This window comes from Streptomyces sp. NPDC014864, from assembly GCF_043081525.1.
In the GTDB taxonomy this organism is placed as follows: domain Bacteria; phylum Actinomycetota; class Actinomycetes; order Streptomycetales; family Streptomycetaceae; genus Streptomyces.
In genome coordinates, this window is the sequence record NZ_JBIBWT010000001.1 from 498,721 (window position 1) to 522,885 (window position 24,165).

Genomic DNA, 24,165 nt, shown 5'->3' on the forward strand with positions numbered 1-24,165 from the left:
GCGCGTCAGCCGTGGTCGGCGTAGTCGGCGAGGGCGCGCTCCACGATCGCCACGAGCTGGTCGTGGTGGGCGCCCTTCCAGTAGGCGCGCCCGCAGTCGAGGCACTGGGCGAAGACGTCGTAGGTGCGGTGCGTGCCGTGCTCGAGCCGGTCGGCCACCTCGTCCTTGGTGGCCTGCCGCAGCAGCCCGTTGCAGGCGGTGCAGCGGGTCCACGGGCGCAGCTCGGGACGGAAGCGGTCGAGGACGTCGCGGAGCTGGTCCGCGGGGCGGGTGCTGTAGACGAAGGCGCCCGCCCACAGTTCGCGGCGGCGCAGCAGCCCCCGGTCGCGGCTGAGCAGCACCCGCTTCTCGGCCGCCGAGCGGGTGGCCAGGGCCGGGTCGCCGATGTCCGTGGACTCGTAGGCCGCGTCGACGCCGAGCAGCCGCAGCCGGCGGGCGAGCGTGCCGAGGTGGACGTCGAGGAGGAAGCGCAGGGGCGCGCCGGGGACCTCCTGGGGGCGCTCCACGGCGCGTACGCTCACGGTCTCGCCGGCCGCCGGGATGTGCGAGGCCGGCACCTCGTGGCCGTCCACCACCAGCGCGCCGACCTCGGTGAGCGGGACGCCCAGGGACTCCACGACGTGGCCGAGCGTCGAGAGGCCGTCGGTGACGATGGGGGTGGCGCCGCCCCGCCGGGTGTGCGGGACGAACAGGCGCAGGCCGGGGTCGAAGCCGACGAGGATCTCGGGACCGTTCACCCGGCCAGGATGGCACGGACGGCGGCCGGCGCCTCAGGTGTTTCTGGCCGGGACGCCGTGTTCGAGGACGGTGAGGGCGCGGTCGACGAGGTCCGTGAGGTCCTCCCGGTGGCCGTGCTCGGCCCAGTACAGGGAGGTCTCCATCAGGGCGCCGATGAGGGACATCGCCCAGACCCGCACCTCCAGCCCGTGCGGGTCGCTGCCGGTGCGCTCACCGATGGCGGCGCAGAGCATACGGCCGGTGACCGACATGCTCTCCGTCATCCGGGCGCGCACCGCGGGCACCTCGACCATCAGCCGGGTGCGCAGCCGCGCCGGCCCGGGGTCCGTCCCGACACCGAGGCCGGCGGCCTGGCGCAGCACCTGGCGGACGGACTCCGTCCACGGCTCGTCCGCGGGGCGGGCGCGCAGCTCCTCCACGAGGACCCGGTCGTCCTCGTCGGTGAGGACGATGTCCTCCTTGGTCGGGAAGTACCGGAAGACGGTCGACGGCGACACCTCGGCCCGTTCGGCGATCTGCTCGATCGTCGTGGCGTCGTACCCCTGCTCCTCGACGAGGGCGTACGTCGCCGCGCGGATCGCCTCACGGGTCTTGATCTTCTTCCGCTCGCGCAGGCCCGGCTGCGCGGGGCCGGCGGGAGTGGTGGTGCGGGGGGCCGTCATGGAGGTCATTGTCCGGCACCGGCCGGGGCCGAGATCAGGCGTGCTGGTACGCCACCAGGGAGATGCCGACGTAGTGGACGACGAAGGCGGCGAGGGTCAAGGTGTGGAAGACCTCGTGGAAGCCGAACCAGCGCGGTGACGGGTTGGGGCGCTTGATGCCGTAGACGACACCGCCCGCGCTGTACAGCAGGCCGCCCACGACCACCAGGACCAGGACGGCGATGCCGCCCGTGCGCATGAAGTCCGGCAGGAAGAAGACGGCCGCCCAGCCCATCGCGATGTAGCAGGGGGTGTAGAGCCAGCGTGGGGCGCCGACCCAGAAGACGCGGAAGACGATGCCCGCCGCGGCCGCGGCCCAGATGCCCCACAGCAGCCACTGCCCCTTGGCGCCGGGCAGGAGCAGCATGGTGAGCGGCGTGTAGGTGCCCGCGATGATCAGGAAGATGTTCGCGTGGTCGAGGCGGCGCAGCACGCCGTCCATGCGCGGGCTCCAGTTGCCCCGGTGGTACAGCGCGCTGACGCCGAAGAGCAGGCAGGCGGTGAGGGCGTAGATCCCGCACGCGATTCGACCGCGCGTGGAATCGGCCAGGGCGGTGAGCACCAGCCCGGCGACGAGCACGGCCGGAAACATGCCCAGGTGCAGCCAGCCACGGAGCCTGGGCTTGACCGGGTGCGGCAGGGAGAGCGCGACCGGACCGCGGCCGGCGGCCGGCGGGTCCAGAGGCGCGTCGGAGGCGGACGCAGTCATGGACGGCATGGTACCTACGCCACCGTAAGTGGCCCATCAGTGCGGTCCGTGACCGGCCGGAACGCAAAAATTCTTCCAGCTGAACCCAACGTGGACGCAAAGAATCACGGTAACCGTGGCGTTCCTCACGTTGCTCACCTGTGACGCCCTCTGGACAGATGGGCACTCTCGTCGGATGATCAAATGAGTGCGGTCGGCACCGGATGAGCGGCTACGAAGCATCCGGGTCGCAGCCCCCACGGGGCGACAAGACAAAAACCCCTCATTTAGGAGCGATCGTGGCGCGCGACATCGCGGCTCCCCCCGTCATTCCCACCAAGCACCAGGAACTGATCTCGTGGGTGAACGAGATCGCCGAACTGACGCAGCCGGACAACGTGGTCTGGTGTGACGGATCCGAGGCCGAGTACGAGCGCCTGTGCGAGGAGCTCGTCGCGAAGGGCACCTTCCGCAAGCTCGACCCGATCAAGCGCCCCAACTCCTACTACGCGGCCTCCGACCCGACGGACGTCGCCCGCGTCGAGGACCGGACCTTCATCTGCTCCGAGAAGGAGGAGGACGCCGGTCCTACCAACCACTGGAAGGCCCCCGCCGAGATGCGGGAGATCTTCACCGGTGAGCAGGGTGTCTTCCGCGGTTCCATGAAGGGCCGGACGATGTACGTCGTCCCGTTCTGCATGGGCCCGCTCGGCTCCCCGCTGTCGGCGATCGGCGTGGAGATCACCGACTCCGCCTACGTCGCGGTGTCCATGCGCACGATGACGCGCATGGGCCGGCCGGTGCTGGACGAGCTCGGCGACAACGGCTTCTTCGTGAAGGCCGTGCACACCCTCGGCGCCCCGCTGGAGCCCGGCCAGGCGGACGTGCCGTGGCCGTGCAACTCCACCAAGTACATCTCGCACTTCCCCGAGAGCCGTGAGATCTGGTCCTACGGCTCCGGCTACGGCGGGAACGCGCTGCTCGGCAAGAAGTGCTACGCCCTGCGCATCGCCTCCGTCATGGCGCGCGACGAGGGCTGGCTCGCCGAGCACATGCTGATCCTCAAGCTCACGCCGCCGCAGGGCGAGTCCAAGTACGTCGCCGCCGCCTTCCCGAGCGCCTGCGGCAAGACCAACCTCGCCATGCTGGAGCCGACGATCTCCGGATGGACCGTCGAGACCATCGGCGACGACATCGCGTGGATGCGGTTCGGCGAGGACGGCCGCCTGTACGCGATCAACCCCGAGGCCGGCTTCTTCGGCGTCGCGCCCGGCACCGGTGAGCACACCAACGCCAACGCGATGAAGACGCTGTGGGGCAACTCGGTCTTCACGAACGTCGCCCTCACCGACGACAACGACGTCTGGTGGGAGGGCATGACGGAGGAGACCCCGGCCCACCTCACCGACTGGAAGGGCAACTCCTGGACCCCGGAGTCCGGGACGCCCGCCGCGCACCCCAACGCCCGCTTCACCACGCCCGCCTCGCAGTGCCCGATCATCGCGCCCGAGTGGGAGGACCCCCGGGGCGTGCCGATCTCGGCGATCCTGTTCGGCGGCCGGCGCGCCAGCGCGGTGCCGCTGGTGACCGAGTCCTTCGACTGGAACCACGGTGTCTTCCTCGGCGCCAACGTCGCCTCCGAGAAGACCGCCGCCGCCGAGGGCAAGGTCGGCGAACTGCGCCGCGACCCGTTCGCCATGCTGCCGTTCTGCGGCTACAACATGGGCGATTACATGGGTCACTGGGTCGAGGTGGCCAAGGGCAAGGACCAGTCCAAGCTGCCGAAGATCTACTACGTCAACTGGTTCCGCAAGAACGACGCGGGCAAGTTCGTCTGGCCCGGCTTCGGCGAGAACAGCCGCGTGCTGAAGTGGATCGTCGAGCGCCTGGACGGCAAGGCCGAGGGCGTGGAGACCCCGATCGGCGTCCTGCCGGCGAAGGGCGCCCTGGACACCAAGGGCCTGGACCTGTCGGAGTCCGACCTGGACTTCCTGCTCACCGTCGACAAGGACGTGTGGCGCGAGGAGGCCGCCCTGGTCCCCGAGCACCTCAACACCTTCGGCGACCACACGCCCAAGGAGCTGTGGGACCAGTACCACGCCCTGGTCGAGCGCCTGGGCTGAGGATCGCGCAAGCCCCGCGGCCGGCCCCGACTTGCCCTGACCTGCGATGTCGCTCGGGCCGGCCGCGGCGTCGAACCCGGGAGGCAGGGTGTGCACAACGACGTGCGCACCCTGCCTTCCCGGTTCGGGCGACGGCGCGGCGAAGCCCGCGCGGGCGATCGGAGTTGCTCCGGGAGCGGAGTGGCGGGGGCATGACGGAAGACGGTGACTCACCGCCCCGCGTCCGGTGGAGACGCAGCTGACCCCTGCCCCCCGCGGCGTCGGCCCGACGAGTCGCGCCGCCCGGCTTCCTGACCTGGTACGACCCTCGTCCTGCCGGTCTCGGCGGTGTTCGTGATCCGGGTGGTGTTCTTCAGCTGACATGCCTGGGGTCGCCCTCGGTTGCTTTGGGACCACACGGGTGATCTTCTGCATATGACACCAGAGTGCCTCGCGTTCTTTTCGATACGAAGAGTGAAGATTGCGCTGTTCGTACCGACGGAGATTTGGCAGCGGGCGAATTCAGCGCACGAGTGCGCCGCTTGCGGTCAGGTCCCTCCAAGTTCGTGAGGAAGGTTCTCTGGTGAGCCGTAGAACGACTCGCAGTTCGCGCGCCAAGGTCGCCGCGACGGTGGTGGTGGGCGCCCTTGCCCTGGCCCTCAACGTCGTCCCGACCGCCTCGGCCTTCGCCGCCGACGGCGACATGGTCCTGAACATCCCCAGCGCGTCCGACGGACCGCGCGGTGACAGGGGCCCGGAGGGGCCGCGCGGCCCGCAGGGTCCTCAGGGTCCGCAGGGTCCGCAGGGCCCGCAGGGTCCTCAGGGCCCGCCCGGAGTGGTCGACACCTACACGGTGGTGGACCCCACCCCGCTCAGCCCCACCGACATCCTCGGGGCGACGTCGGTTGCCACCTGCGCCGACAACAACGACGAGGTGACCGGCGGCGGGTACATCGCAAGCAACCTCGGTGCCGTCAACGTCATCGAGAGCCGTCCGATCGACTCCGCGCCCGACGCGTGGTCGGTCCGCGCCGACGCCGTTCTTCCCGCGGGGGCCTCTCTCGCGGCCTACGTCGTCTGCGCGAGGGTTCCGGGCGTCTGAGTCCCGTCGCGAGCGGCCGTGCGGCAGCGCCCGTCCGCTTCGTCGGGAAGAAGGCGCGACGGCGTCCGCGGGGCTTCGGCCTCGCGGACGCCGTCCGCCGTTTCGGGGGGTCCGCCCCGAGGTCGCCGGGTGACGTCCTCGCTGCCCGCCGGACCGCCGAAGTGCCGGACCGGCACCTGCGCCACGTGCGGCCGGCCACTCACCACGAGCAGAGCCAGAACCGGAACCGGCGAAGCACTACCAGGGGGCGGCGCCGCTCAGCTTCTGCGGCTCGCCCGCAGCGGCGGCGTGCGCGTCCATGCGCTCCGCCGCGAGGATCGCCACCGCCGTGTCGGCCCGGGAGGCGGCCACCACGAGCGCGCGGCCGGCGAGCGCGTGCGCCTGCCGGTGCAGTGTTGCGGACTCCCGTACGGCGGCCGACGAGGCGCGGGCCGGGGCGTGGCCGCCCCGCAGCCGGGCCACCTGTCCGGCCAGCCGCTCGGCGGCGGCGTCCAGGTCGGCGGACGGGGTCAGCGCGCGCAGTTCGTCGGTGACGGCGAGCAGCGCCGCGAGGTGCCCCGCGAGCTGGATGTCCAGCTCCTCCTCGCGGGAGCGGTGGGGGAAGTCGGAGGGGGCGCCGGCCATCGTGGTGTGGACCGACTTGGTGCGGATCGGCTCGTACATGGGATGGCCTCCTGTGCGCTGACGGAAGCCATCCTAGCTTGGAACTCGTCTAAAGTTGAGCCGGTTCGCGGAACCGGACCGTAGGGACACCCAGTGTGAGGGCCGGGCCGGGAGGGGGCGTCAGGGCTGGCCGTAGCCTTCGAGGAAGTTGCCGATCCGCCCCACCGCGTCGCGCAGGTCCCCGACCGAGGGCAGGGTGACGACCCGGAAGTGGTCCGGCTCGGGCCAGTTGAAGCCGGTGCCCTGGACGACCATGATCTTCTCCTGGCGCAGCAGGTCCAGGACCATCCGCCGGTCGTCCTTGATCTTGAACACCTTGGGGTCCAGCCGGGGGAAGAGGTACAGCGCGCCCTTCGGCCGCACGCAGCTCACGCCCGGGATCTGGGTGAGCAGCTCGTAGGCGACGTCCAGCTGTTCCTTCAGCCGCCCGCCGGGCAGCACCAGGTCGCCGATGGTCTGCCGCCCGCTGAGCGCCGCGACCACGCCGTGCTGTCCCGGCATGTTCGCGCACAGGCGCATGTTCGCCAGGATGGTCAGGCCCTCGATGTAGGAGTCGGCGTGCGCCCGCGGCCCGGAGATCGACATCCAGCCGACCCGGTAGCCGGCCACCCGGTACGCCTTCGACATGCCGTTGAAGGTCAGGGTCAGCAGGTCCGGGGCGACCGCCGCCGTCGGGGTGTGCGTGGCGCCGTCGTAGAGGATCTTGTCGTAGATCTCGTCCGAGCAGACCAGCAGGTTGTGCCGACGGGCGATGTCGGTCAGCCCCTTGAGCACCGCCTCGTCGTAGACCGCGCCCGTCGGGTTGTTCGGGTTGATGATGACGATCGCCTTGGTGCGGTCGGTGACCTTCCGCTCCACGTCGGCGAGGTCGGGCATCCAGTCCGACTGCTCGTCGCAGCGGTAGTGGACCGCCGTGCCGCCGGACAGGGAGACCGCGGCCGTCCACAGCGGGTAGTCCGGCGCCGGTACCAGGACCTCGTCGCCGTCGTCCAGCAGCCCCTGCATCGCCATCACGATCAGCTCGGAGACGCCGTTGCCGACGAAGACGTGCTCGACGTCCGTCTCGATGCCGAGGGTCTGGTTGTGCATGACGACCGCGCGGCGCGCGGCCAGCAGGCCCTTGGCGTCGCCGTAGCCGTGGGCCGACGACACGTTGCGGAGGATGTCCTCCAGGATCTCGGGCGGGCACTCGAAGCCGAACGCGGCCGGATTGCCCGTGTTGAGCTTGAGGATGCGGTGGCCGGCAGCCTCCAGCCGCATCGCCTCCTCGAGCACCGGGCCCCGGATCTCGTAACAGACGTTGGCGAGCTTCGTCGACTGGATCACCTGCATGCTTGGGAGCTTACGGCCGGGTAACGCTCCTTGGGTGGTGTTTTCCGCCACGTGAGACGCGTCGGAATGAGTGGTTATCGTCAGTAGCTGTCTCTCGTACCCCTGCAGCGCCTAGACTTTCCGGCCATGTCCATGCCTCCCGACGTCCACGGAGTGCCGCCCGCAGAGGGGGCGCCCCAGGGTGCGCCGAACGTGTACCACCCGCAGACCGCGGCCACTCCGGTGTACGACGAGTACACCGACCCGGCGACCGCCCACGGCTGGCAGAACGCGTACGACGAGACGTGCGAACTGCCCTCCGTGCCGGACGGCGAGTTCGCGGGACCGGGTGCGGACCGTCAGGGCCATCGGGGCGGGCGCCGGGGGCGCAGGAAGGAGCGGGGCGGTGACGGCCGGTCCCGACGCGTGCTGCTCGCCGCCGGGGCGGTGGGGGCCGTCTCCCTCGCGGTGATCGCCGGGTTCTCCGCCATGTCCTCGTCGGGCGGGACGGAGGACGAGCGGGGCGGTACGGGGCCCTCGGCCCGGAGCGTCACCCTGCCGGGGGAGGCCCCCACCGGCTCCCCGGGGTCGTCGTCCGTTCCGGCCGGTGGCGCACCGGAGGCCGGCAGCACCTCGGGCGCCGCACCGTCGAGCACGGCCGGCGATGCCTCGCAGAGCGCGTCGGCGGCGGAGAGGCGGAGCGGCTCTCCCTCTCCGACGTCCTCCGGCGCCAGCGCCACGACCACCACCGCGCCCACCTCGACCGCCGCGTCGTCCCCCTCCGGGGACCCGCCCGGCAGGGGGCTCGGCAGGGGCACCAAAGGGCCCAAGTAGCGGACGAATCCGCCCTGTTGACGGGCGGTCCGCCTCCGCGGACCGCTGACGTCTTCTTGTGGCGCACCCCTCGCGCCATCACAATGCGCATGACAAGACAGGCGGCCGGAAGATCTCCGGTCGCCCGTGTCTCAAGAGGGGACCCCCACATGAACAAGCCTCTCCTTGCCGCCCTCGCGACCCTGGTGATCACCGGGGCGGGAGCGGCACCCGCGGTCGCCGCGCCGACGACGGCCGCGCAGGCCCACGCCACCACGAGAACCGCGCCCGCGATCCAGGCCGTCGACTTCGCGGGCACCGTCTCGCTGAGCAACTGCTCCGGCTCCGTGATCCGTTTCCCCGGCTCCGCCGACAGCGACCCGGCCCTGGTGCTCACCAACGGCCACTGCCTGGAGACCGGCTTCCCGGCGCCCGGCGAGGTCGTCGTCGACCAGGCCTCCAGCCGCTCCTTCGGCCTGCTCAACTCGGCCGGCACGCGGGTCGGCACGCTCCGCGCGAGCAAGGTCGCCTACTCGACCATGACGGACACGGACGTCACGATCTACCAGCTCACCCGCAGCTACGCGCAGATCAAGAGCTCGTACGGGATCAGCGCGCTCACCATGAGCGACACGCACCCGGTCGCCGGCAGCGCCATCAAGGTCGTCTCCGGCTACTGGAAGCGGATCTACAGCTGCAACGTGGACGGCTTCGTCTACCGCCTGAAGGAGGGCGACTGGACCTGGAAGGACTCGGTCCGCTACACCTCCGCCTGCAACACCATCGGCGGCACCTCGGGCTCGCCCGTCGTCGACGTCGCCACGGGCAAGGTCGTCGCCGTCAACAACACCGGCAACGAGGACGGCGAGTCCTGCACCGTCAACAACCCGTGCGAGGTGGAGGAGAGCGGCAACGTGACCGTCCGCCAGGGCATCAACTACGCCGAGGAGACGTACCAGATCGCGGCGTGCTTCGGCGCCGGCAACAAGCTGAACCTCAGCGCGAGCGGCTGCACCCTGCCCAAGCCGTAGGGCCCGCCGACCGGGACCGGAGAGGGGCGGGCGGTCGCACCGCGACGCGGCGGGCCGCCCGCCTCCCGTCCCACCGACCGAGGGGGACTCCCCCCGGTCCCACCCGACCGAGGCGGACCGCCCCCCGTCCCACCGGAGCGAGGCGGACCGCCCGCTCCCGCCCCTGGAGCGCGACAGAGCGGCCGGCCCCTCACACTGGGATGCGGCGCACGGCCCGCCCCTCACGCCGGAGTGCGGCGCACCGCCCGCCCCGCCAGTACGCCCGTGCGCCGGCCGTCCTCGATCACGAACCGGCCGTCGATCAGCACGTACGGGATGCCCGTCGGCAGTGCCCGCGGCCGCTCGAACGTGGAGCCCGGCGCGACCGTGGCCGGGTCGAAGAGGACCAGGTCGGCCCGGTACCCCTCACGCACCAGCCCCCGGTCCGGCAGGCGCAGCCGGGCCGCCGGGCGCCCCGTGAGGTGCGCGACGCACTCCTCCAGCGACAGCACTCCCAGCTCCCGCACGTACCGTCCGAGGTAGCGCGGGAAGGTGCCGTAGGCGCGCGGATGCGGTTTGGCGCCCCGCAGGATGCCGTCGGAGCCGCCGGTGTGGACCCGGTGGCGCATGATGGCCCGTACGTTCTCCTCGTGACCCACGTGCTGGAGGATCGTCGGGCCGAGCCGGTCCTCCACCAGCAGCCGGCGCGCGGTCGTCCAGGGCTCCTCGCCCCGCCGTTCCGCCGACTCCCGCACCGTGCGGCCGACGTACTCGGCCAGCGCCGGATCGGCGACCCCGGAGATCTCGACCGTGTCCCACTCCACGGGGACGCCGTGGCAGCCGTCCGAGCCGGTGACCTCCAGGTCCCGGCGGATCCGCGCCGCGGTCTCCTCGTCCGCGAGCCGCCTGAGCACTTCCTCGGGGCCGCCCTCGCTCGCCCAGCTCGGCAGCAGGGCGGCCAGGGTGGTGCAGCCGGGGGTGTAGGGGTAGGTGTCGAGCGTGATGTCGGCGCCGACGGCGAGCGCCTCGTCCAGCAGCGCCAGCAGCTCGGGCGCCCGGCCCTTGTTCGGGCCGAAGTTCAAGGTGGCGTGCGCGAGGTGCAGCGGGCAGCCCGCCGCCCGGGTCAGGGCCACCATCTCCGCGTACGCCTCCAGCGCGCCGGCGCCGTAGGAGCGGTGGTGCGGGCAGTAGTAGCCGCCGTAGGAGGCCACCACCCGGCACAGCTCGGTCAGTTCCGCGTCCGGCGCGTACATGCCGGGCGTGTAGGTCAGCCCGGACGACAGCCCGACGGCGCCCTGCTCCAGCCCCTCGGCGACCAGCCGCCGCATCCGGGCCAGCTCCCCGGGCGTGGCCGGGCGGTCCTCCCAGCCGACGGCGAACGCGCGGACCGTGCCCTGCGGGACCAGGTAGGCGGCGTTGACCGCGATGCCCTCGCCGCCGAAGCCGTGGTCGAGCCGGTCCAGGTACTCGCCGACCGAGCGCCAGGTGAAGTCGATGTCCTCGCCGTACCCGTTCCAGCCGGTGATGGCACGGCGCACCTCCTCCAGCGTGCGCTCGTCGACCGGCGCGTACGACAGCCCGTCCTGTCCGAGGACCTCCAGCGTGACGCCCTGCGCGGCCTTCGCGCTGTGGTCCGGGTCGCGCAGCAGGGCGAGGTCGCTGTGCGCGTGCATGTCGATGAACCCGGGGGAGAGCACCAGGCCCTCGGCGTCCAGTTCCCTTCTCGCCCGCGGCCGTTGGCAGCCCGCGGCCGCGGCCTCCTTGACGATCGACACGATCCTGCCGCCCCGGACCGCCACGTCCGCGCGGTAGGAGGGCGCGCCGGTGCCGTCGACGACCTCCGCGTCCCGGACGACGAGGTCGGCGAAGTCGGCGAGCTCCACCGGATCCATACGGCGCCTCCTAGAAGAACGTGCGGACGTAGTCGACGACCGTGCCGTCCGCCTCGGCGAGCGGGATCAGCGGCCATTTGTCGAACGAGGTGCACGGGTGGGACAGCCCGAGGCCCACCCAGTCGCCCACCGCCAGGTCCGCCTCCGGCTCGGTGCGCAGCCAGGCGTGCTGGTCGGACAGCGCGGTGACGGTGATGCCGGTGGCCGGGCGCTCGGCGCCGTCCCGGCGGACCACCTGGGCGAAGGGCAGGTCGAGGTCGTAGGCCGCGTCCCGCTTGCCCGCGTTGACGAAGGCCTGCTCGGGGGAGGGCCGCGAGACGACCTGCGTCCACAACCGGAACGCGGGCTCCAGAGCGCCCTCCTCGGGCACCCGGTTGAAGGGGGTCAGCTTCCGGTAGTGGCCGTCGTCGTGCGAGACGTAGGCGCCGGAGCGCAGCAGCTTCAGCACGGGTCGGGAGAGTTCGGGGATCCCGGCGAACACCTCGGCCACCGCGTCGAACCAGGCGCTGCCGCCCGCGCTGACGACGATCTCGTCCAGGCCGGCGAACCGGCCCGCCTTGTCGAAGTCCACGGCCAGCGCCACCAGCCGGCCGAGCCAGGCCCGCACCCGCTCCGGGTCCGCCCGCGGCACCTCGCCCTCGTACCCGGCGACACCGACCAGCCGCAGGGCCGGCGTCGCGGCCACCGCGTCCGCGACGGCCGCGCACTCCGCCTCCGTGCGCACACCGGTCCGGGCGCCCTCGCCGGCGGCCAGCTCCACCACGACGTCCACCGGCCGCCGCGCGCCCCGCAGCGCCGCGTCCATCAGTTCCACGCCGCGCACGGAGTCGACGTAGGTGACGAGGCGGAAGGCCGGGTCGGCGGCGAGTTGGGCGGCGATCCAGCGCAGCGCGGCCCCGTCGACGACCTCGTTGGCGAGGAAGACCCGCTCGACGCCGAAGGCCCGCGCCACCCGCACCTGGTGCGGCACCGCGAGGGTGATGCCCCAGGCGCCGTGCTCGATCTGGCGCTGGAAGAGCCGCGGGGCCATGGAGGTCTTGCCGTGCGGGGCGAAGGCGAGGCCGTGCCGGGCGGCGTAGGTCTCCATGAGACGCAGGTTGTGCTCCAAGCGCTCGGCGGAGAGGGCGAGCACGGGCGTGGCGAAGCCGCCGGTGAAGAGGTTGCGGCGCTGGGCGGCCAGCTCGCCGACGGTCAGCCCGTCGGCGTCCGGCGGGAGGCCCTTGAAACGGTGGTCGACACGTTCCTCGGCCAGGCGGGCGAGCGCCTCGGTGCCCATGGAGCCTCCTGATCTGGTGTGTTGCATCATGTGCAACATCCATTGCGTATATCGTTGTGCGCTGTCTAACATCTCGGCCGACGCGGGGTCAACGAAAAGGCCGCCCGCCGCCGAACCCGAGGAGCTACGAGCATCGTGACCGCCACCGGACCCCGCAACGGCCCCGGCGCCGTGGACGTCGTGGACGTCGTGGCGCTCGGCGAGTCCATGGTCACGTTCCTGCCCTCCCGCCCGGGACGCCTCGCCGACGTCCCCTCCTTCGCGCGGGCCATCGGCGGCGCCGAGTCCAACGTGGCCTGCGTGCTCGCGGCCGCCGGGCACTCCGCCCGCTGGGTCGGCCGCGTCGGCACGGACGGCTTCGGCGACCACCTGATCGAGGCCATCGGCGCCTACGGCGTCGACGTGACGGCCGTACGGCGCGACCCGGCGCGGCCGACCGGCGTCTACTTCCGCACCGCCGGCGACCGGGCCACCGACGCGCACGAGGTGGCGTACTACCGGGCGGGATCGGCGGCCTCCGCGATGGCGGTGGACACCGTCGACCTGGACGCCGTGCGCGCGGGCCGCGTCCTGCACCTGTCCGGGATCACCCCGGCGCTCTCCGTCGGCTGCCTGGATCTGATGCGCGAGCTGACCGCCCGCCGCCCCGGCCGCCCGCTGGTCTCCTTCGACGTCAACCACCGCCCCGGACTGTGGCGGGACGCCGACGGGCCGCGCGTGCTGCTGGAACTGGCGCGCGGGGCGGACATCGTGTTCGTCGGGGACGACGAGGCGCGCGCGGCCTGGGGGCTGCGCGGCGGCCGGGCCGTCCGGGAGGCGCTGCCCGAGCCGGACGTCGTCGTCGTCAAGCAGGGCGGCGCCGGGGCGACGGCGTACGGCCGGACCACCGCGGGCCCGGCGGCCGGCGACGGCACCACGACGTTCGTCCGGGCGCCCGAGGTCGACGTCGTCGCCCACGTGGGCGCCGGGGACGCCTTCGCCGCCGGGTTTCTCTCCGCCACCCTGCGCGCCCTGCCGCTGCGCGACCGCCTCCGGCACGGGCACCTGACGGCCGCCGCCGCGCTCACCGCCCCCGGCGACCTCGCCGCGCCCCCTGCCCGCGACCACGCCGACCGTCTGGCCGCCCTGGACGAGGGCGCGTGGGGGAGACTGCGACTCGGCCCCGGCTGGACGCGCACCGCTCCGGGGGCCGAGGAGGAGGTACGTCCGTCATGAGCCAGACCGTCGACCGCGCGCTGAGCATCCTGCCGCTGCTCGCCGAGGGCCCCGCCGACCTCGGGCAGGTCGCCGACCGGCTCGGCGTGCACAAGTCCACCGCGCTGCGCCTGCTGCGCACCCTCCACGAACACGGCTTGGTCTACCGCCAGTCCGACCAGCGCTACCGCCTCGGCGCCCGGCTCTTCGCCCTCGCCCAGGAGGCGATGGAGAACCTCGACATCCGCGAGATCGCCCACCCCCACCTGGTCCGCCTCAACGAGAGCTGCGGCCACACCGTCCACCTCGCCGTGTACGAGGAGAACGAGGTCCTCTACATCGACAAGGTCGAGAGCCGCTATCCGGTGCGCATGTACTCCCGGATCGGCAAACCGGTCGCCATCACCGTCGCGGCCGTGGCGAAACTGCTGCTCGCCGACCTGCCCGAGGCCGAGCGCCGCGCCGTCGCGGAGCGGCTCGACTACCCCTCCTACACGCCCCGTTCGACGCCCAACGCCGCAGCCTTCCTGCGCGAGCTGGAGAAGGTGCGCGAACAGGGCTGGGCCACCGACCTCGGCGGCCACGAGGAGTCCATCAACTGCGTCGCGGCCCCCGTCCGCGGCGCCGACGGCCGGGTGGCCGCCGCGATGTCGGTGTCCGCGCCGAACGTCGTCGTCACCGCCGACGAACTCCTCGCCCTGCTCCCGCTGGTGCGCCGTACCGCGGACGCCATCAGCGGCGAGTACTCCGGCAGGACCCCCGTACCGAACCCAGACAGGGACACCGCATGACCGAGAAGACCGCGCTCGCCCCGAAGACCCACACCGTCCCGCCCGCGCAGTTCTCGCACGGCGTCCGCAAGGGGAACATCCTCCAGGTGGCCGGCCAGGTCGGCTTCCTGCCCGCCGAGGAGGGCAAGCCGCCCACGCCGACCGGTCCCACCCTGCGCGAGCAGACCCTCCAGACCCTCGCCAACGTCAAGGCGATCCTGGAGGAGGGCGGCGCCACCTGGGACGACGTGATGATGATCCGCGTCTATCTGACCGACGTGAACCACTTCGCCGAGATGAACGCGCTCTACAACGCCTACTTCGAGGAGCAGGGCCTCACCCAGCCGCCCGCCGCGCGCACGACCGTCTACGTCGGTCTCCCCGCCGGGCTCCTCATCGAGATCGACGCGCTCGCCGTACTGGGCTGAGCTTCTGACGGTCTCTCACCCCCACCCCCCGCACGCCGCACGCCCGCACGGCGCGGCGCCCCCCACCCCGTGGGGTGCCGTGCCGCGCCCCGCCCTGCCCGAAAGCTCCATGTACTTACCCAGAGGACCCCCGTATGTCCCTCCCGCTCGCCGCCCCCGCGCCGCCCGCGCCACCGCACACCGGTGGCCTGCTCCTCCTCGTCGACGGCACCGCCGGACTGCTGCTGGTCGCCGCCCTCGGCATCGCCCTGCTGCTCTTCCTGATCATCAAGGCGAGACTCCAGCCCTTCGTCGCGCTGCTCGCCGTCTCCATAGCCGTCGGCCTGCTGGCCGGCCTGTCGGTCACCGAGCTCTTCGGCACCGTCCAGCGTTCCGACGCGGTCTCCACCATCGAGGCCGGCATGGGCGGCATCCTCGGCCATGTCGCGATCATCATCGGCCTGGGCACCATGCTCGGCGCGATCCTCGAAGTCAGCGGCGGCGCCGAGGTGCTGGCGTCCCGGCTGCTGGGTCTCTTCGGCGAACGCCGGGCCCCCCTCGCCATGGGCCTGACCGGTCTGATCTTCGGCATCCCGGTCTTCTTCGACGTCGGCATCTTCGTCCTCGCGCCCCTCGTCTACGCCGCCGCCAAGCGGTCGGGCAAGTCGATCCTGCTCTACTGCCTGCCCCTGCTGGCGGGCCTGTCCATGACCCACGCCTTCCTGCCGCCGCACCCGGGCCCGGTCGCCGCCGCGGGACTGCTGCACGTGCAGCTCGGCTGGGTCATCCTCATGGGCATCGTCTGCGGCATCCCCGCGGTGCTCGCCGCCTGGGTGTTCTCCGCCTGGATCGGCCGGCGCATCTTCGTCGACGTGCCGCAGGACATGGTCGAGGCGTCGGACGAGGCCCGGCGCGCCGTGCTCGAGGAGCAGCGCTCCGCGGGCGTCGAACCGCGCGAGAAGCCGGTGCCGCCGGCCACCGTCCTCGGCATCATCGGTACGCCGCTGGTGCTCATCCTCGCCGCGACCTTCTCCTCGATCGCCCTCGGCCCCTCCACCCTCCGCTCGGTCGTCGAGTTCTTCGGCCACCCGTTCGTGGCCCTCACCATCGCCCTGCTCCTCGCCTACTATCTGCTCGGCATCCGCCGCGGCTGGTCCCGCAAGTCCCTGGAGACGGTGTCGACCTCGTCGCTGAAGCCGGTCGGCAACATCCTGCTGGTGGTCGGCGCGGGTGGGGTCTTCGGCGCGGTGCTCAAGGCGAGCGGGGTCGCGCAGGCGCTGTCGGACACCTTCAACGGCGTCGGCCTGCCGGTGATCGTGCTGGCGTACCTGATCTCCGTGGTGCTGCGGGTGGCCCAGGGCTCGGCCACGGTCGCGATCGTGACCACGGCGGGCATCGTGGCGCCGCTGCTGGCCGAGGGCCACCACTCGCAGGCCTTCGTCGCCCTCGTCATCATGGCCATCTCGGCCGGTTCGATCTTCGCCTCGCACGTCAACGACGGCGGCTTCTGGATGGTCGCCAAGTACTTCGGCATCAGCGAGCGCGACACCCTGAAGACCTGGACGGTGCTGGAGAGCGTGCTGTCGGTGGTCGGGTTCGCGGTGGCGGCGGTGCTGAGCGTCTTCGTGTAGACCGGGACGCGGACGTGACCCGCGGCCGCCCGGGGCCGCGGGGCGCGGTCGTGGCCGAGGTGAGCGCCGGGGGAGGAGGGTTGGCTGTTGCCCGCACAGGGACATCGTCCATACTTCCCGCGTGGAGCAGCGCATAGGTTCGAGCAGCCAGCCCCTCGAGGGCGCCGGATTCGACCCGGCCTTCATCCCCGGGCTCTCCTCGCCCGCCTCGGCGGAGCCGGAGGACACCGTGCCGGTGCGGCCCGGGGAGAAGGCCGCGGAGGAGACCGCCCCCGGCGAGGGCGCGGCCCCGGAGCGGGCCGAGTCCGTCGAGGATTCCGCCGAGGCGCCCTCGGGGGCCGCCTCCGCCGAGCCGGAGGCGGCCCCCGAGGGTCCCGTCTTCGAGGCGTCCGACCGCCGCGCGAGAATCGTCGCCGACGGCAGGGGCGTACGGCTCACCCTCGACGACCAGGAGTGCGAGTTCCGCTGGGACGAGATCGGCGCCGTCGAGACGGCGACGCCGCGCTTCGGCAAGCGGTTCACCGTCACCGTGCACACCCCCGACCGCCGCTGGTACCCGATCGAGATCGAGGCGACGGCCAAGAGCCTCTTCCCGGAGTGGGAGGCGCAACTGGACGCGGTGCTCGACGCGTTCTTCGAGGACGGCGAGCAGGCCCGGGACGGTGAGCCGCCCAGGGACGGCGAGCAGCCCAAGGAAGCCGAGGCCGAGCCCGCCGGCCAGGAGGCCTAGGCCTCTCTTTCGGATCTTGCCGGGGTCGCGCCTCAGAAGGCACCGTCGCCCGGAGCCGGTCTGATCCGAAAGAAAGGCCCTGGTCGCGGTACGCCGACGACGGCGCCCGGGTCACGGCAGTGCGTGCACGTGCGGGCCCACCGTGTTCGACCAGGCGTTGCCCGACGCGGCGTCCCAGTTGGTCGACCAGGTCATCGCGCCCCGCAGGTCCGGGTACGTCCGCGAGGGCCTGAAGGTGCCGCAGCCGGTGCCCTTGGTCAGGCAGTCCAGGGCGTTGTTCAGCACCGTCGGTGACACATAGCCGCTGCCGGCCCCCCTGGTGGAGGCCGGCAGGCCGAGGCCCACCTGGGACGGGGCCAGGCCGCCCTCCAGCTGGATGCAGGCCAGGGCAGTGAGGAAGTCGACCGAGCCCTGGCTGTAGACCTTGCCGTCGCAGCCCAGCATGGAACCGCTGTTGTAGTACTGCATGTTGACGACGGTGAGGATGTCCTTGATGTTCAGGGCCGTCTGGAAGTAGGCGTTCGACGTCGACTGCATGTCGATGGTCTGCGGCGCCATCGTGATGACGAGCGAGGGGCCCGCCTTCGCCGAAAGGGCCCGCAGCGCCTGCGTCATGTACGTCGCGTTCAGGCCGTTCTCCAGGTCGATGTCGACGCCGTCGAAGCCGTAGGTCCGCATCAGCGAGTGGACCGAGTCGGCGAAGTTCGCCGCCGACGCCGGATCGCTCACCGACACGGTGCCGTTCTGGCCGCCGACCGAGACGACGACCTTCCTGCCCGCCGCCTGCTCGGCTCTGATGTCCGCCTTGAACTGGTCGGCCGTGTAGCCGCCGAGGCCCGCGGAGTCCAGTGTGAAGGAGACCGCGCCCGGCGTGGCCGTCGCGTCCGCGAAGGCCACCGCGATGATGTCGTACTGGGCGGGGACGTCCGAGATCCTCTGGACCGTGGCCCCGTTGTCGAAGTTCTGCCAGTAGCCGGTCACCGCGTGCTTCGGGACCCCGGCCCCGCCGCCCCCGCCGCCGGAGGCCGCCGTGGTGCCGGTCACGGTGGCCGACTTCGCCGACTCGCCCGCCGCGTTGGCCGCGGTGACCTGGAAGGAGTACGAGGTGGCGGCGGACAGGCCGGTCGCCGTGGCCGAGGTGCCGGTCACCGCCGTCACCTCGGTGCCGTCGCGGTAGACGTGGTAACCGGTGGCGCCCGGGACCGTGTTCCAGGACAGCGAGACGGACGACGAGGTGGTGCCGGTCACCGCCAGGCCGCCGGGTGCCGACGGGACGCCCGGAGCGGGGTCGCCGCCCCCGCCGCCGTCGGGCCCGAGGACCGACACGTCGTCCGCGTAGTACGCCGCCTGGCCGTACCAGCCGTGCAGGTACACGGTCACCGACGTCGTCGACGCGCCGGTGGTGAAGGTCGTCGACAGCTGCTTCCAGGCCGTCGTGTCCGGGGTCCACGTGGACACGTCCGTGGTGCCCGTGCCGGTCGCGCCGAGATAGGCGTACCCGCCCCGCACCCAGGCGCTCAGCGTGTACGTGGCGCCGGGCCGCACCGCGACCGTCTGGACGCACCGGGCGTTGTCCTGCCCGGCCGGCGCCGCCTTCAGGGCGGCCGAGCCGCTGTGCACCGGTGAGGAGACGGTCGTGCCGCTGCCGGCCGAGCACGTCCAGTCGCCGAGGCCCGACTCGAAGCCGGGGTTCCTGGCGTTGTCGACGTCCGCCGCCGATGCCTGGCCGCCGCCGGTGAGGGCGAGGGCGAGGGCCGCGGTGACGGCTCCCGACCAGACGCGCGGAAGCCGTCTCCGTCCGGGCATTGCTGGTACGCGGTCCACTGGGGCCTCCGTGGGGGAGAGGGAAGAGGAGGGGAGGAGCAGCGGACGGTGGCCACCGTCAGGTCGTCCTGGTCGTACAAGTTGGTCCAGACCAATTGACTTGTCAAGAGGTCCAGACCAACTCGCAGGTCACCGCCGGTCCACCCCAACACCCCAGCCCGGTAACCCCCTTGGGCTCGCTCTCCGGCGCCGGACCCCTACGCCCCCGCCTCCCGCCACCGGTCGAGGAGCAGCCCCGCCGCGCACCCCGTCAGCAGCACCGCCGTGGACATCCAGAAGGTGAGGGACTCGAAGCCGGTGCGCTCCCACCGCAGCGACAGCGTCAGCACCTGGGCGGCCGCGGGCACCGCGCACGCGGCCGCCGCGTGCCGCACCGGGACCTCCCGCCACGGCTCCGGATGCACCCGTGCCGCCGCCCACACGGCGAGCGTGACGCAGACCAGGTTCGGCAGATGCACCAGCAGCAGGGCCGCGCCGAACGACCCCACGCCTCGCGGGCCGACCAGATGCGCGTACAGCAGCGACATCTGGACGTACTCCGTGACCACCAGCACGACCACGCCCGCCGCCCAGGACCGCACCAGGGACATCTGCGAGCCGGGACCGGCGGCGGGCGCTCCGTAGCCCTGGCGCGCCATCACCGGCCACCCAGGACCTGGTACACCAGCACCGTCGAGAAGCCCAGCGCCGCCAGCCCGCAGCCCGCGGTCAGCGCCAGGGCCTGCAGGACCGGGGACCAGCTGTCCCGCCCGGCCACGGTCGCCGTGCCCCCGGGGTCCCGGGGGTCGTAGGTGACGGTGACCGGGGTGCCCTCCGTCATCGACCAGCCCGCCAGGTCCTCGAACTCGACGCGGGTGCCGTCGGCGGCGTGGAAGGCGAACCAGTGGCGGGTGGCGTCGGAGCGGTGGTACGGCTCCGTCTCCACGCGGACGCACTCGCCGCCGGTGCGCACACCCCGCCGCAGGACGCGGGCCACCGTCAGCAGCCGCCCGGCGTACTTCCACGCCAGCGCGCCGAAGAGGGCCACCAGCAGGCCCAGGACCACATGACCGGCACCGGGAACCTCCACTAGTGCACCTCGACCGAGTCGACGATCTTCTTCAGGTCCGCGGCCGGCAGCGCGCCGCGGGCCGCGTCGACGCGGACGGCGTAGGTCCTGCCGTGCGAGTCCAGGCCCGTCACGATCACGCCCTTCACGGGCGTGCCCCTGGGCGGACCGCCGTCCTCGCCCGTGGCCTTGAAGGTGAAGTCGACGCGCTTGGCCCCGGCGCCGCCGGCCGGTCTCACGTCCTTCTCGCCGGTGATCCTCGCCCCCATCTCGATGCCCGCCTCGGCGGCGATGGCCGCCTGCTCGGCCGAGTCCGCCTTGGTGAAGCCCAGTTGCACGGTGATGACGGAGACCGTCCGGGCGTCCTGCTTCCGCACCGCCGCGGCCGCGTTGTACCGGCTGCGCCCGGCCGCGCTCTGCTCGGTGAAGCCCTGCGGGCCCTTCGGGTACGACACCGAGACGCCCTTGGTGTCGAGGGTTCCCCAGCCGTCGGGCACGGAGGCCGTGCCGGAGCCGTCCTTCCCGCAGGCGGACAGGGTCAGGGCGGCCGCGGTCAGCAGGCCCGTGACCACGGCTCCATGGGTACGGCGGGTGTTCATCGGTGGCGGCTCCCGTCGGGGGCGATCGGCTGGCATGACTCTTCCCCGATCCCGATCAGTTCGCACAGTAGCTGTAGGGCAGGTAGGCGCGGCCGTCTCCCCGGGGGGCGCCCAGGAACTGCGCGTCCGTCAGCGTCTCCGACTTCTTCTCGGTGCTGATCGACAGGCCGAGGCTGAGCCCGAGGTTCAGCTCGAAGCCGTACTCGGCGGCGTTCACCTCGCCGGTGTAGGTCATCCGGCTCGACTTGCCCTTGTCGAACATCAGTCGACCGAAGGGGTCGTCGTCACCGGGGCGCCTGGTCGGCGCGTGGTCGTCGAACATGTACTGGAAGGGCGTCGCGACCTGCTCGTTGTTGCTGTCCAGCCACCGCTCGGCGACGGCCCGGTCCTGGTCGCCCGCCGGGCCCGGGTCGAAGCTGACGGAGTTGGTGACCACTTCGATGCCGGTGCCGCTGTCCGTGCCCTTCTCGCTCACCCCGCCGCCGCGCTTGTCGCCGCCGGACTTCCCGTTGTCGCCGCCCGCCCTGGCGCCGTCCTTCTGGCCGCCCTGCTCGACGGTGCGGGTCATGTCGACGCGGATCAGTTTGCCGGTGCTCTTGTCGTAGGTGACGGTGATGGTGCCGGTCTGCGTGGTGGAGGCGGAGTAGTCGCCGCCCAGCGGGCCCGCCTCGTAGCCGACCTTGGTGCCGTACTCGATGGACGAGGAGTACGTGTACGACTTGGTGTTCTTGTAGGCGTTGTCGGTCCAGGTGACGTCGGGGGCGTACTTGAAGTTGCCGCCGAGTGTGGCGCCCAGCTTCTTCTCGTCACCCGCCGAGATCTTCAGGCCGCCGGCCGCGGAGGCCTCCAGCCCCACCTTGCCGTAGCTGATCTTCCGGTTGTCGCCGAGGTGGTCCTTCACCCTCTTCTCCGTCTCCTCCTCGTCCTTCAGCGGGCCGGTGCCGAAGAGGTACAGGATGCTGTCGCCGAGGCTCGCGTCCGCGCCGCCCGGCGACTCGCGCCGCATCCGGTACATCTCCAGCTTCTCGATGTCGTCGCGGAACTTCCGCGCCTCCTCCGGGCTCTCGAAGGCCCAGGTGTCGCCGTTGGTCACCTTGATCCCGGCGCCCAGCTCCACCTTGTCCATCCCGAACCTGCCCACCTTCATGCCGGGCTTGAAGTCCTTCTTGGCGGCCACCGAGGCCGCGTCCGTGAAGGTGAGGTAGACGAGTTCGTCCCGGTCGTCGACCTTGCCGTCGTGGTTGACGTCCGTGTGCGCCTTGAGGTGCTGCTCCTGGAAGCCGTACTCCTTGCCGATCTCCCAGAACAGGATCTTCGCCTTGGAGCCCGCCCTGTCGGTCACGCTCGACACCTGGCACAGGGCCGGCTCGTAGTCCCCGTCGGTGAGCGGCCGGCCCGCGTCGCCGCCGTCCGTCCCGCAGGATCCGCCGCCGGTCACCTTGCAGATCTCCGCGCTGATCCGGTCGTAGACGGTGCGGCCGACACCGGTGGCGGAGACGCCGAGCGCGATCGCGACCGAGACCACGATCATCCCGAGGTACTCGGTCCCGGTCGCGCCGCGGTCGTCGAAGCGACGCGCACGGCGCCGCGCGCCCCGCTCGGGTCTCCCGGCCGTCCCGGCTCCGTACGTCCGTATGCCGCCCCCGCCCGTCACACGGCACCCCTTCCCGCCTCACGGCCAACAGCCCCTGCGTGGACGGCGAGCGTAGGAGCGGGAGCGGGATTCAGGCGTGGGCCCGGGGGCCCAAACGAAGGCCCAGAGTCAACGGTGCGTCGCGGGCCCATACTTTTGGGTACCCGCGGGATGTTCGTCCTGCCCTGGTTTGACGTGTCTTGTGCAAGGAGAGTTGCCAGGCAGCTACAGAATCGCTGTTCTCCGGTCACAGAGGCGTGGATACAGTGCTGAGGTAGTCACGCAGTGAAGTCGACTCGGTGAGCCGTGGGGAACGGCGGCGTACCGACAGGCGTGAAACGGGGAGCTGCGCGTGCCAACTGCCATTGCTGTGACCAGTGTCGACATGGCGCTGCCCGCCCAGGACGAGCGGACGGTGCCCGCCGTCGTCCTGCGCGACCTGGACCGCCGACCGCTGGAGCAGACGCTGGCCGAGGTGCAGGCGCTGCTCGACCAGCACGGACACCTCATCGTCGTCTGCTCCGCGGCCGTCGACAGCGGTGTGGAACAACGGCTGCACACCGTCCGCTCCCTGCTGGAGAGCGACCGCATCGCGCTGTTCCGACCGGACCTGCCGCCGCTCGGACTCGCCGTACTGGCACGGCAGTTGCGCCAGCTCGCCTCCTGCGACCTCAGCCCCGGCGTGCTCGCCTCGGCGGGCCGGCTGCTCACCCACTACGTCCACGCCGGCGCCGTCCTCAACTCCGTCACCCGGCTCGACCGCGTCCCCGTCGGCCTCCGGACGCACGCCAAGTCCTGGGTGCCCGGCAGCCAGTTCGGCGTGGTCGCGCACCCCTCGCCGCAACTGGTCAGGATCGGTCCCGAAGCGACCCTGAACGGACCAGAGTTCGGCACCTGGATGGTGGTCGCCAAGGGCCAGCTCCAGTCGGACTGGGTCAGCACCACCCTCGCCCCGTCCTGGAACGTGCTGGGGCTGCGGGAGGCCGCGCTGCCCGCCGAGTCCGCGAACTGGTGGGGGACCGGCAAGCTCGTCGAGTTCTGCACCTACCTGCCCGACCTGTCGGTCCTCTATCAACTGGTCACCTCGGTGCGCCGGGGCGTCTGCCACTGGTGCGGCATCGACGTCATCGGGGACCGCTGCGTCTTCTGCTCCGCCACCCCGCCCGCCTACGACGGCCCCGTCCCCGCCGGCTAGCCCGGACCGCGCAGCACCGGCCGTCCGGAGCCCCGGCGGCACCGAGTACACCCGAGGAACAGCGCACACCGCTCAGACCACTCGACTCCGCCCGACCGAATCCCCAACGAGGTTGCACGGTTCATGAACTCCCGTCAGCGCCGCGGCGTGATACTCCTGCTCCTGTCCGTCATCTGCGCCTTCGGCGCGTTCGCGGGCGTGCTCTCCGTCATCGGGGACGTCAAGTCCAAGGTGGGCCCCGAGGTCGCGGCGTACCGGCTCAGGACCGATGTGAAGCCCTACACGCCGCTGGACACGAGCCAGTTCGAGAAGATCAAGATGCCCAAGCGGTGGCTGTCGTCGAACGCCGTCACCGACCTGGCCCAGATCCAGGGCAAGATCGCGGTCACCACTCTGCGCGCGGGCTCCCTGCTGCAGAGCGACATGATCGTGAACCAGCCCGCCCTGCAGCCGGGGCAGCAGGAGGTCGCGATCATGATCGACGCGGCGACCGGCGTCGCCGGCAAGATCACGCCGGGCTCCACGGTCAACGTGTACGCCACCTTCGACGGACAGCGTGAGGGGGACCCCGCCCAGTCCAAGATCATCGTCACCAACGCCAAGGTGCTCGACGTCGGCCGGATCACCGCCCTGGAACCCGACGCCGGCAACAAGAACCAGCAGCCCACCGACGCGGTGCCCATCACGTTCGCGCTGACCACCGTCGACGCCCAGCGCATCACCTACGCCGAGTCCTTCGCCCAGCGGGTCCGGCTCGCGCTGGTCGCCCCCGGCAGCGACACCAGCGTCCCGGCCAAGGACCGGACCTACGAACTCGCGAACGACAAGTGAGAGGCCC

23 protein-coding genes are annotated in these 24,165 nt (G+C 71.9%); 11 read left to right on the forward strand and 12 right to left on the reverse strand.

Features of this window, described 5'->3' with window-relative positions; translation table 11 throughout:
• Positions 1 to 5 precede the first annotated feature (5 nt).
• The 3 genes from ACF1A5_RS02405 to ACF1A5_RS02415 are packed head-to-tail and all read right to left on the reverse strand — an operon-like array spanning position 6 to position 2,148.
• Entirely contained in the window at positions 6 to 737 is a 732-nt protein-coding gene (locus tag ACF1A5_RS02405; protein ID WP_392190929.1) for a Mut7-C RNAse domain-containing protein, read from the reverse strand.
• Positions 738 to 770: 33 nt separating this feature from the next.
• A complete protein-coding gene (locus tag ACF1A5_RS02410; protein WP_392190930.1) occupies positions 771 to 1,409 on the reverse strand; it encodes a TetR/AcrR family transcriptional regulator in 639 nt (212 codons plus the stop codon).
• Between the two features lie 25 nt (positions 1,410 to 1,434).
• Positions 1,435 to 2,148 (reverse strand): hemolysin III family protein, encoded by a 714-nt coding sequence (locus tag ACF1A5_RS02415; RefSeq protein ID WP_392190931.1) that lies wholly within the window; start codon positions 2,146 to 2,148, stop codon positions 1,435 to 1,437.
• 278 nt (positions 2,149 to 2,426) lie between these two features.
• Here ACF1A5_RS02415 and ACF1A5_RS02420 point away from each other — a divergent pair, with 278 nt between their 5' ends.
• Together ACF1A5_RS02420 and ACF1A5_RS02425 are read left to right on the forward strand one after the other, a co-directional pair.
• Positions 2,427 to 4,250 carry a phosphoenolpyruvate carboxykinase (GTP) gene (locus ACF1A5_RS02420; RefSeq protein ID WP_392190932.1) on the forward strand — a complete coding sequence of 608 codons (1,824 nt, stop codon included), beginning with the start codon at positions 2,427 to 2,429 and terminating at the stop codon, positions 4,248 to 4,250.
• Between the two features lie 562 nt (positions 4,251 to 4,812).
• A complete protein-coding gene (locus tag ACF1A5_RS02425) occupies positions 4,813 to 5,331 on the forward strand; it encodes a hypothetical protein (RefSeq protein WP_392190933.1) in 519 nt (172 codons plus the stop codon).
• A 237-nt stretch (positions 5,332 to 5,568) separates the two neighbouring features.
• Here the strand turns inward: ACF1A5_RS02425 and ACF1A5_RS02430 are convergent, their stop codons facing one another.
• Complete coding sequence (locus ACF1A5_RS02430; RefSeq protein ID WP_392190934.1) at positions 5,569 to 5,994, reverse strand: hypothetical protein; 426 nt, start codon at positions 5,992 to 5,994, stop codon at positions 5,569 to 5,571.
• A gap of 120 nt (positions 5,995 to 6,114) precedes the next feature.
• Complete coding sequence (locus tag ACF1A5_RS02435; RefSeq protein WP_392190935.1) at positions 6,115 to 7,326, reverse strand: pyridoxal phosphate-dependent aminotransferase; 1,212 nt, start codon at positions 7,324 to 7,326, stop codon at positions 6,115 to 6,117.
• A 126-nt stretch (positions 7,327 to 7,452) separates the two neighbouring features.
• Between ACF1A5_RS02435 and ACF1A5_RS02440 the strand changes: the two genes are divergently transcribed.
• Together ACF1A5_RS02440 and ACF1A5_RS02445 are read left to right on the forward strand one after the other, a co-directional pair.
• Positions 7,453 to 8,139 (forward strand): hypothetical protein, encoded by a 687-nt coding sequence (locus tag ACF1A5_RS02440; protein ID WP_392190936.1) that lies wholly within the window; start codon positions 7,453 to 7,455, stop codon positions 8,137 to 8,139.
• Positions 8,140 to 8,288: 149 nt separating this feature from the next.
• Complete coding sequence (locus ACF1A5_RS02445; RefSeq protein ID WP_392190937.1) at positions 8,289 to 9,149, forward strand: serine protease; 861 nt, start codon at positions 8,289 to 8,291, stop codon at positions 9,147 to 9,149.
• Between the two features lie 221 nt (positions 9,150 to 9,370).
• Here ACF1A5_RS02445 and ACF1A5_RS02450 read toward each other — a convergent pair whose 3' ends face one another.
• Together ACF1A5_RS02450 and ACF1A5_RS02455 are read right to left on the reverse strand one after the other, a co-directional pair.
• A complete protein-coding gene (locus ACF1A5_RS02450) occupies positions 9,371 to 11,020 on the reverse strand; it encodes an amidohydrolase family protein (protein WP_392190938.1) in 1,650 nt (549 codons plus the stop codon).
• Positions 11,021 to 11,030: 10 nt separating this feature from the next.
• Positions 11,031 to 12,296, reverse strand: coding sequence for an amino acid deaminase (locus ACF1A5_RS02455; RefSeq protein WP_392190939.1), 1,266 nt, complete (start codon positions 12,294 to 12,296; stop codon positions 11,031 to 11,033).
• 135 nt (positions 12,297 to 12,431) lie between these two features.
• Between ACF1A5_RS02455 and ACF1A5_RS02460 the strand changes: the two genes are divergently transcribed.
• The 5 genes from ACF1A5_RS02460 (at position 12,432) to ACF1A5_RS02480 (ending at position 17,028) form a co-directional block, all read left to right on the forward strand.
• A complete protein-coding gene (locus ACF1A5_RS02460) occupies positions 12,432 to 13,511 on the forward strand; it encodes a sugar kinase (RefSeq protein WP_392190940.1) in 1,080 nt (359 codons plus the stop codon).
• Entirely contained in the window at positions 13,508 to 14,281 is a 774-nt protein-coding gene (locus ACF1A5_RS02465) for an IclR family transcriptional regulator (protein ID WP_392190941.1), read from the forward strand. Before ACF1A5_RS02460 ends, ACF1A5_RS02465 begins: the two co-directional genes overlap by 4 nt.
• Complete coding sequence (locus ACF1A5_RS02470) at positions 14,278 to 14,688, forward strand: RidA family protein (protein WP_392190942.1); 411 nt, start codon at positions 14,278 to 14,280, stop codon at positions 14,686 to 14,688. Before ACF1A5_RS02465 ends, ACF1A5_RS02470 begins: the two co-directional genes overlap by 4 nt.
• 134 nt (positions 14,689 to 14,822) lie before the next feature.
• Positions 14,823 to 16,298: a GntP family permease gene (locus ACF1A5_RS02475; RefSeq protein WP_392190943.1), complete on the forward strand. Its 1,476-nt coding sequence runs from the start codon at positions 14,823 to 14,825 to the stop codon at positions 16,296 to 16,298.
• A gap of 121 nt (positions 16,299 to 16,419) precedes the next feature.
• Entirely contained in the window at positions 16,420 to 17,028 is a 609-nt protein-coding gene (locus ACF1A5_RS02480) for a hypothetical protein (RefSeq protein WP_392190944.1), read from the forward strand.
• Positions 17,029 to 17,139: 111 nt separating this feature from the next.
• Here ACF1A5_RS02480 and ACF1A5_RS02485 read toward each other — a convergent pair whose 3' ends face one another.
• The 5 genes from ACF1A5_RS02485 to ACF1A5_RS02505 form a co-directional block, all read right to left on the reverse strand.
• Positions 17,140 to 18,834 (reverse strand): chitinase, encoded by a 1,695-nt coding sequence (locus tag ACF1A5_RS02485; RefSeq protein ID WP_392190945.1) that lies wholly within the window; start codon positions 18,832 to 18,834, stop codon positions 17,140 to 17,142.
• Between the two features lie 215 nt (positions 18,835 to 19,049).
• Positions 19,050 to 19,490 (reverse strand): hypothetical protein, encoded by a 441-nt coding sequence (locus ACF1A5_RS02490; RefSeq protein ID WP_392190946.1) that lies wholly within the window; start codon positions 19,488 to 19,490, stop codon positions 19,050 to 19,052.
• Complete coding sequence (locus tag ACF1A5_RS02495) at positions 19,490 to 19,921, reverse strand: DUF3592 domain-containing protein (protein WP_392190947.1); 432 nt, start codon at positions 19,919 to 19,921, stop codon at positions 19,490 to 19,492. The genes ACF1A5_RS02490 and ACF1A5_RS02495 overlap by 1 nt, the downstream gene beginning before the upstream one ends.
• The gene (locus ACF1A5_RS02500) at positions 19,921 to 20,499 is read right to left on the reverse strand and encodes a hypothetical protein (RefSeq protein ID WP_392190948.1); all 579 of its coding nucleotides are present in this window, start codon (positions 20,497 to 20,499) and stop codon (positions 19,921 to 19,923) included. The genes ACF1A5_RS02495 and ACF1A5_RS02500 overlap by 1 nt, the downstream gene beginning before the upstream one ends.
• Before the next feature lie 55 nt (positions 20,500 to 20,554).
• A complete protein-coding gene (locus ACF1A5_RS02505; RefSeq protein ID WP_392190949.1) occupies positions 20,555 to 22,153 on the reverse strand; it encodes a hypothetical protein in 1,599 nt (532 codons plus the stop codon).
• A 364-nt stretch (positions 22,154 to 22,517) separates the two neighbouring features.
• Between ACF1A5_RS02505 and ACF1A5_RS02510 the strand changes: the two genes are divergently transcribed.
• A complete protein-coding gene (locus ACF1A5_RS02510; protein WP_392191201.1) occupies positions 22,518 to 23,327 on the forward strand; it encodes a hypothetical protein in 810 nt (269 codons plus the stop codon).
• Positions 23,328 to 23,450: 123 nt separating this feature from the next.
• Positions 23,451 to 24,158 (forward strand): Flp pilus assembly protein CpaB, encoded by a 708-nt coding sequence (cpaB, locus tag ACF1A5_RS02515; RefSeq protein WP_392190950.1) that lies wholly within the window; start codon positions 23,451 to 23,453, stop codon positions 24,156 to 24,158.
• The last annotated feature ends 7 nt before the right edge of the window (positions 24,159 to 24,165 follow it).

Excerpts from the sequence above, each read along its gene's own strand:
- ACF1A5_RS02410 (WP_392190930.1), bottom strand. The coding sequence starts at position 1,409 with ATGACCTCCATGACGGCCCCCCGCACCACCACTCCCGCCGGCCCCGCG.
- ACF1A5_RS02435 (WP_392190935.1), bottom strand. The coding sequence starts at position 7,326 with ATGCAGGTGATCCAGTCGACGAAGCTCGCCAACGTCTGTTACGAGATC.
- ACF1A5_RS02500 (WP_392190948.1), bottom strand. The coding sequence starts at position 20,499 with ATGAACACCCGCCGTACCCATGGAGCCGTGGTCACGGGCCTGCTGACC.
- ACF1A5_RS02465 (WP_392190941.1), top strand. The coding sequence starts at position 13,508 with ATGAGCCAGACCGTCGACCGCGCGCTGAGCATCCTGCCGCTGCTCGCC.
- ACF1A5_RS02490 (WP_392190946.1), bottom strand. The coding sequence starts at position 19,490 with ATGGCGCGCCAGGGCTACGGAGCGCCCGCCGCCGGTCCCGGCTCGCAG.
- ACF1A5_RS02415 (WP_392190931.1), bottom strand. The coding sequence starts at position 2,148 with ATGACTGCGTCCGCCTCCGACGCGCCTCTGGACCCGCCGGCCGCCGGC.
- ACF1A5_RS02485 (WP_392190945.1), bottom strand. The coding sequence starts at position 18,834 with ATGCCCGGACGGAGACGGCTTCCGCGCGTCTGGTCGGGAGCCGTCACC.
- ACF1A5_RS02510 (WP_392191201.1), top strand. The coding sequence starts at position 22,518 with ATGGCGCTGCCCGCCCAGGACGAGCGGACGGTGCCCGCCGTCGTCCTG.
- cpaB (WP_392190950.1), top strand. The coding sequence starts at position 23,451 with ATGAACTCCCGTCAGCGCCGCGGCGTGATACTCCTGCTCCTGTCCGTC.
- ACF1A5_RS02470 (WP_392190942.1), top strand. The coding sequence starts at position 14,278 with ATGACCGAGAAGACCGCGCTCGCCCCGAAGACCCACACCGTCCCGCCC.
- ACF1A5_RS02430 (WP_392190934.1), bottom strand. The coding sequence starts at position 5,994 with ATGTACGAGCCGATCCGCACCAAGTCGGTCCACACCACGATGGCCGGC.
- ACF1A5_RS02445 (WP_392190937.1), top strand. The coding sequence starts at position 8,289 with ATGAACAAGCCTCTCCTTGCCGCCCTCGCGACCCTGGTGATCACCGGG.
- ACF1A5_RS02475 (WP_392190943.1), top strand. The coding sequence starts at position 14,823 with ATGTCCCTCCCGCTCGCCGCCCCCGCGCCGCCCGCGCCACCGCACACC.
- ACF1A5_RS02450 (WP_392190938.1), bottom strand. The coding sequence starts at position 11,020 with ATGGATCCGGTGGAGCTCGCCGACTTCGCCGACCTCGTCGTCCGGGAC.
- ACF1A5_RS02440 (WP_392190936.1), top strand. The coding sequence starts at position 7,453 with ATGTCCATGCCTCCCGACGTCCACGGAGTGCCGCCCGCAGAGGGGGCG.
- ACF1A5_RS02455 (WP_392190939.1), bottom strand. The coding sequence starts at position 12,296 with ATGGGCACCGAGGCGCTCGCCCGCCTGGCCGAGGAACGTGTCGACCAC.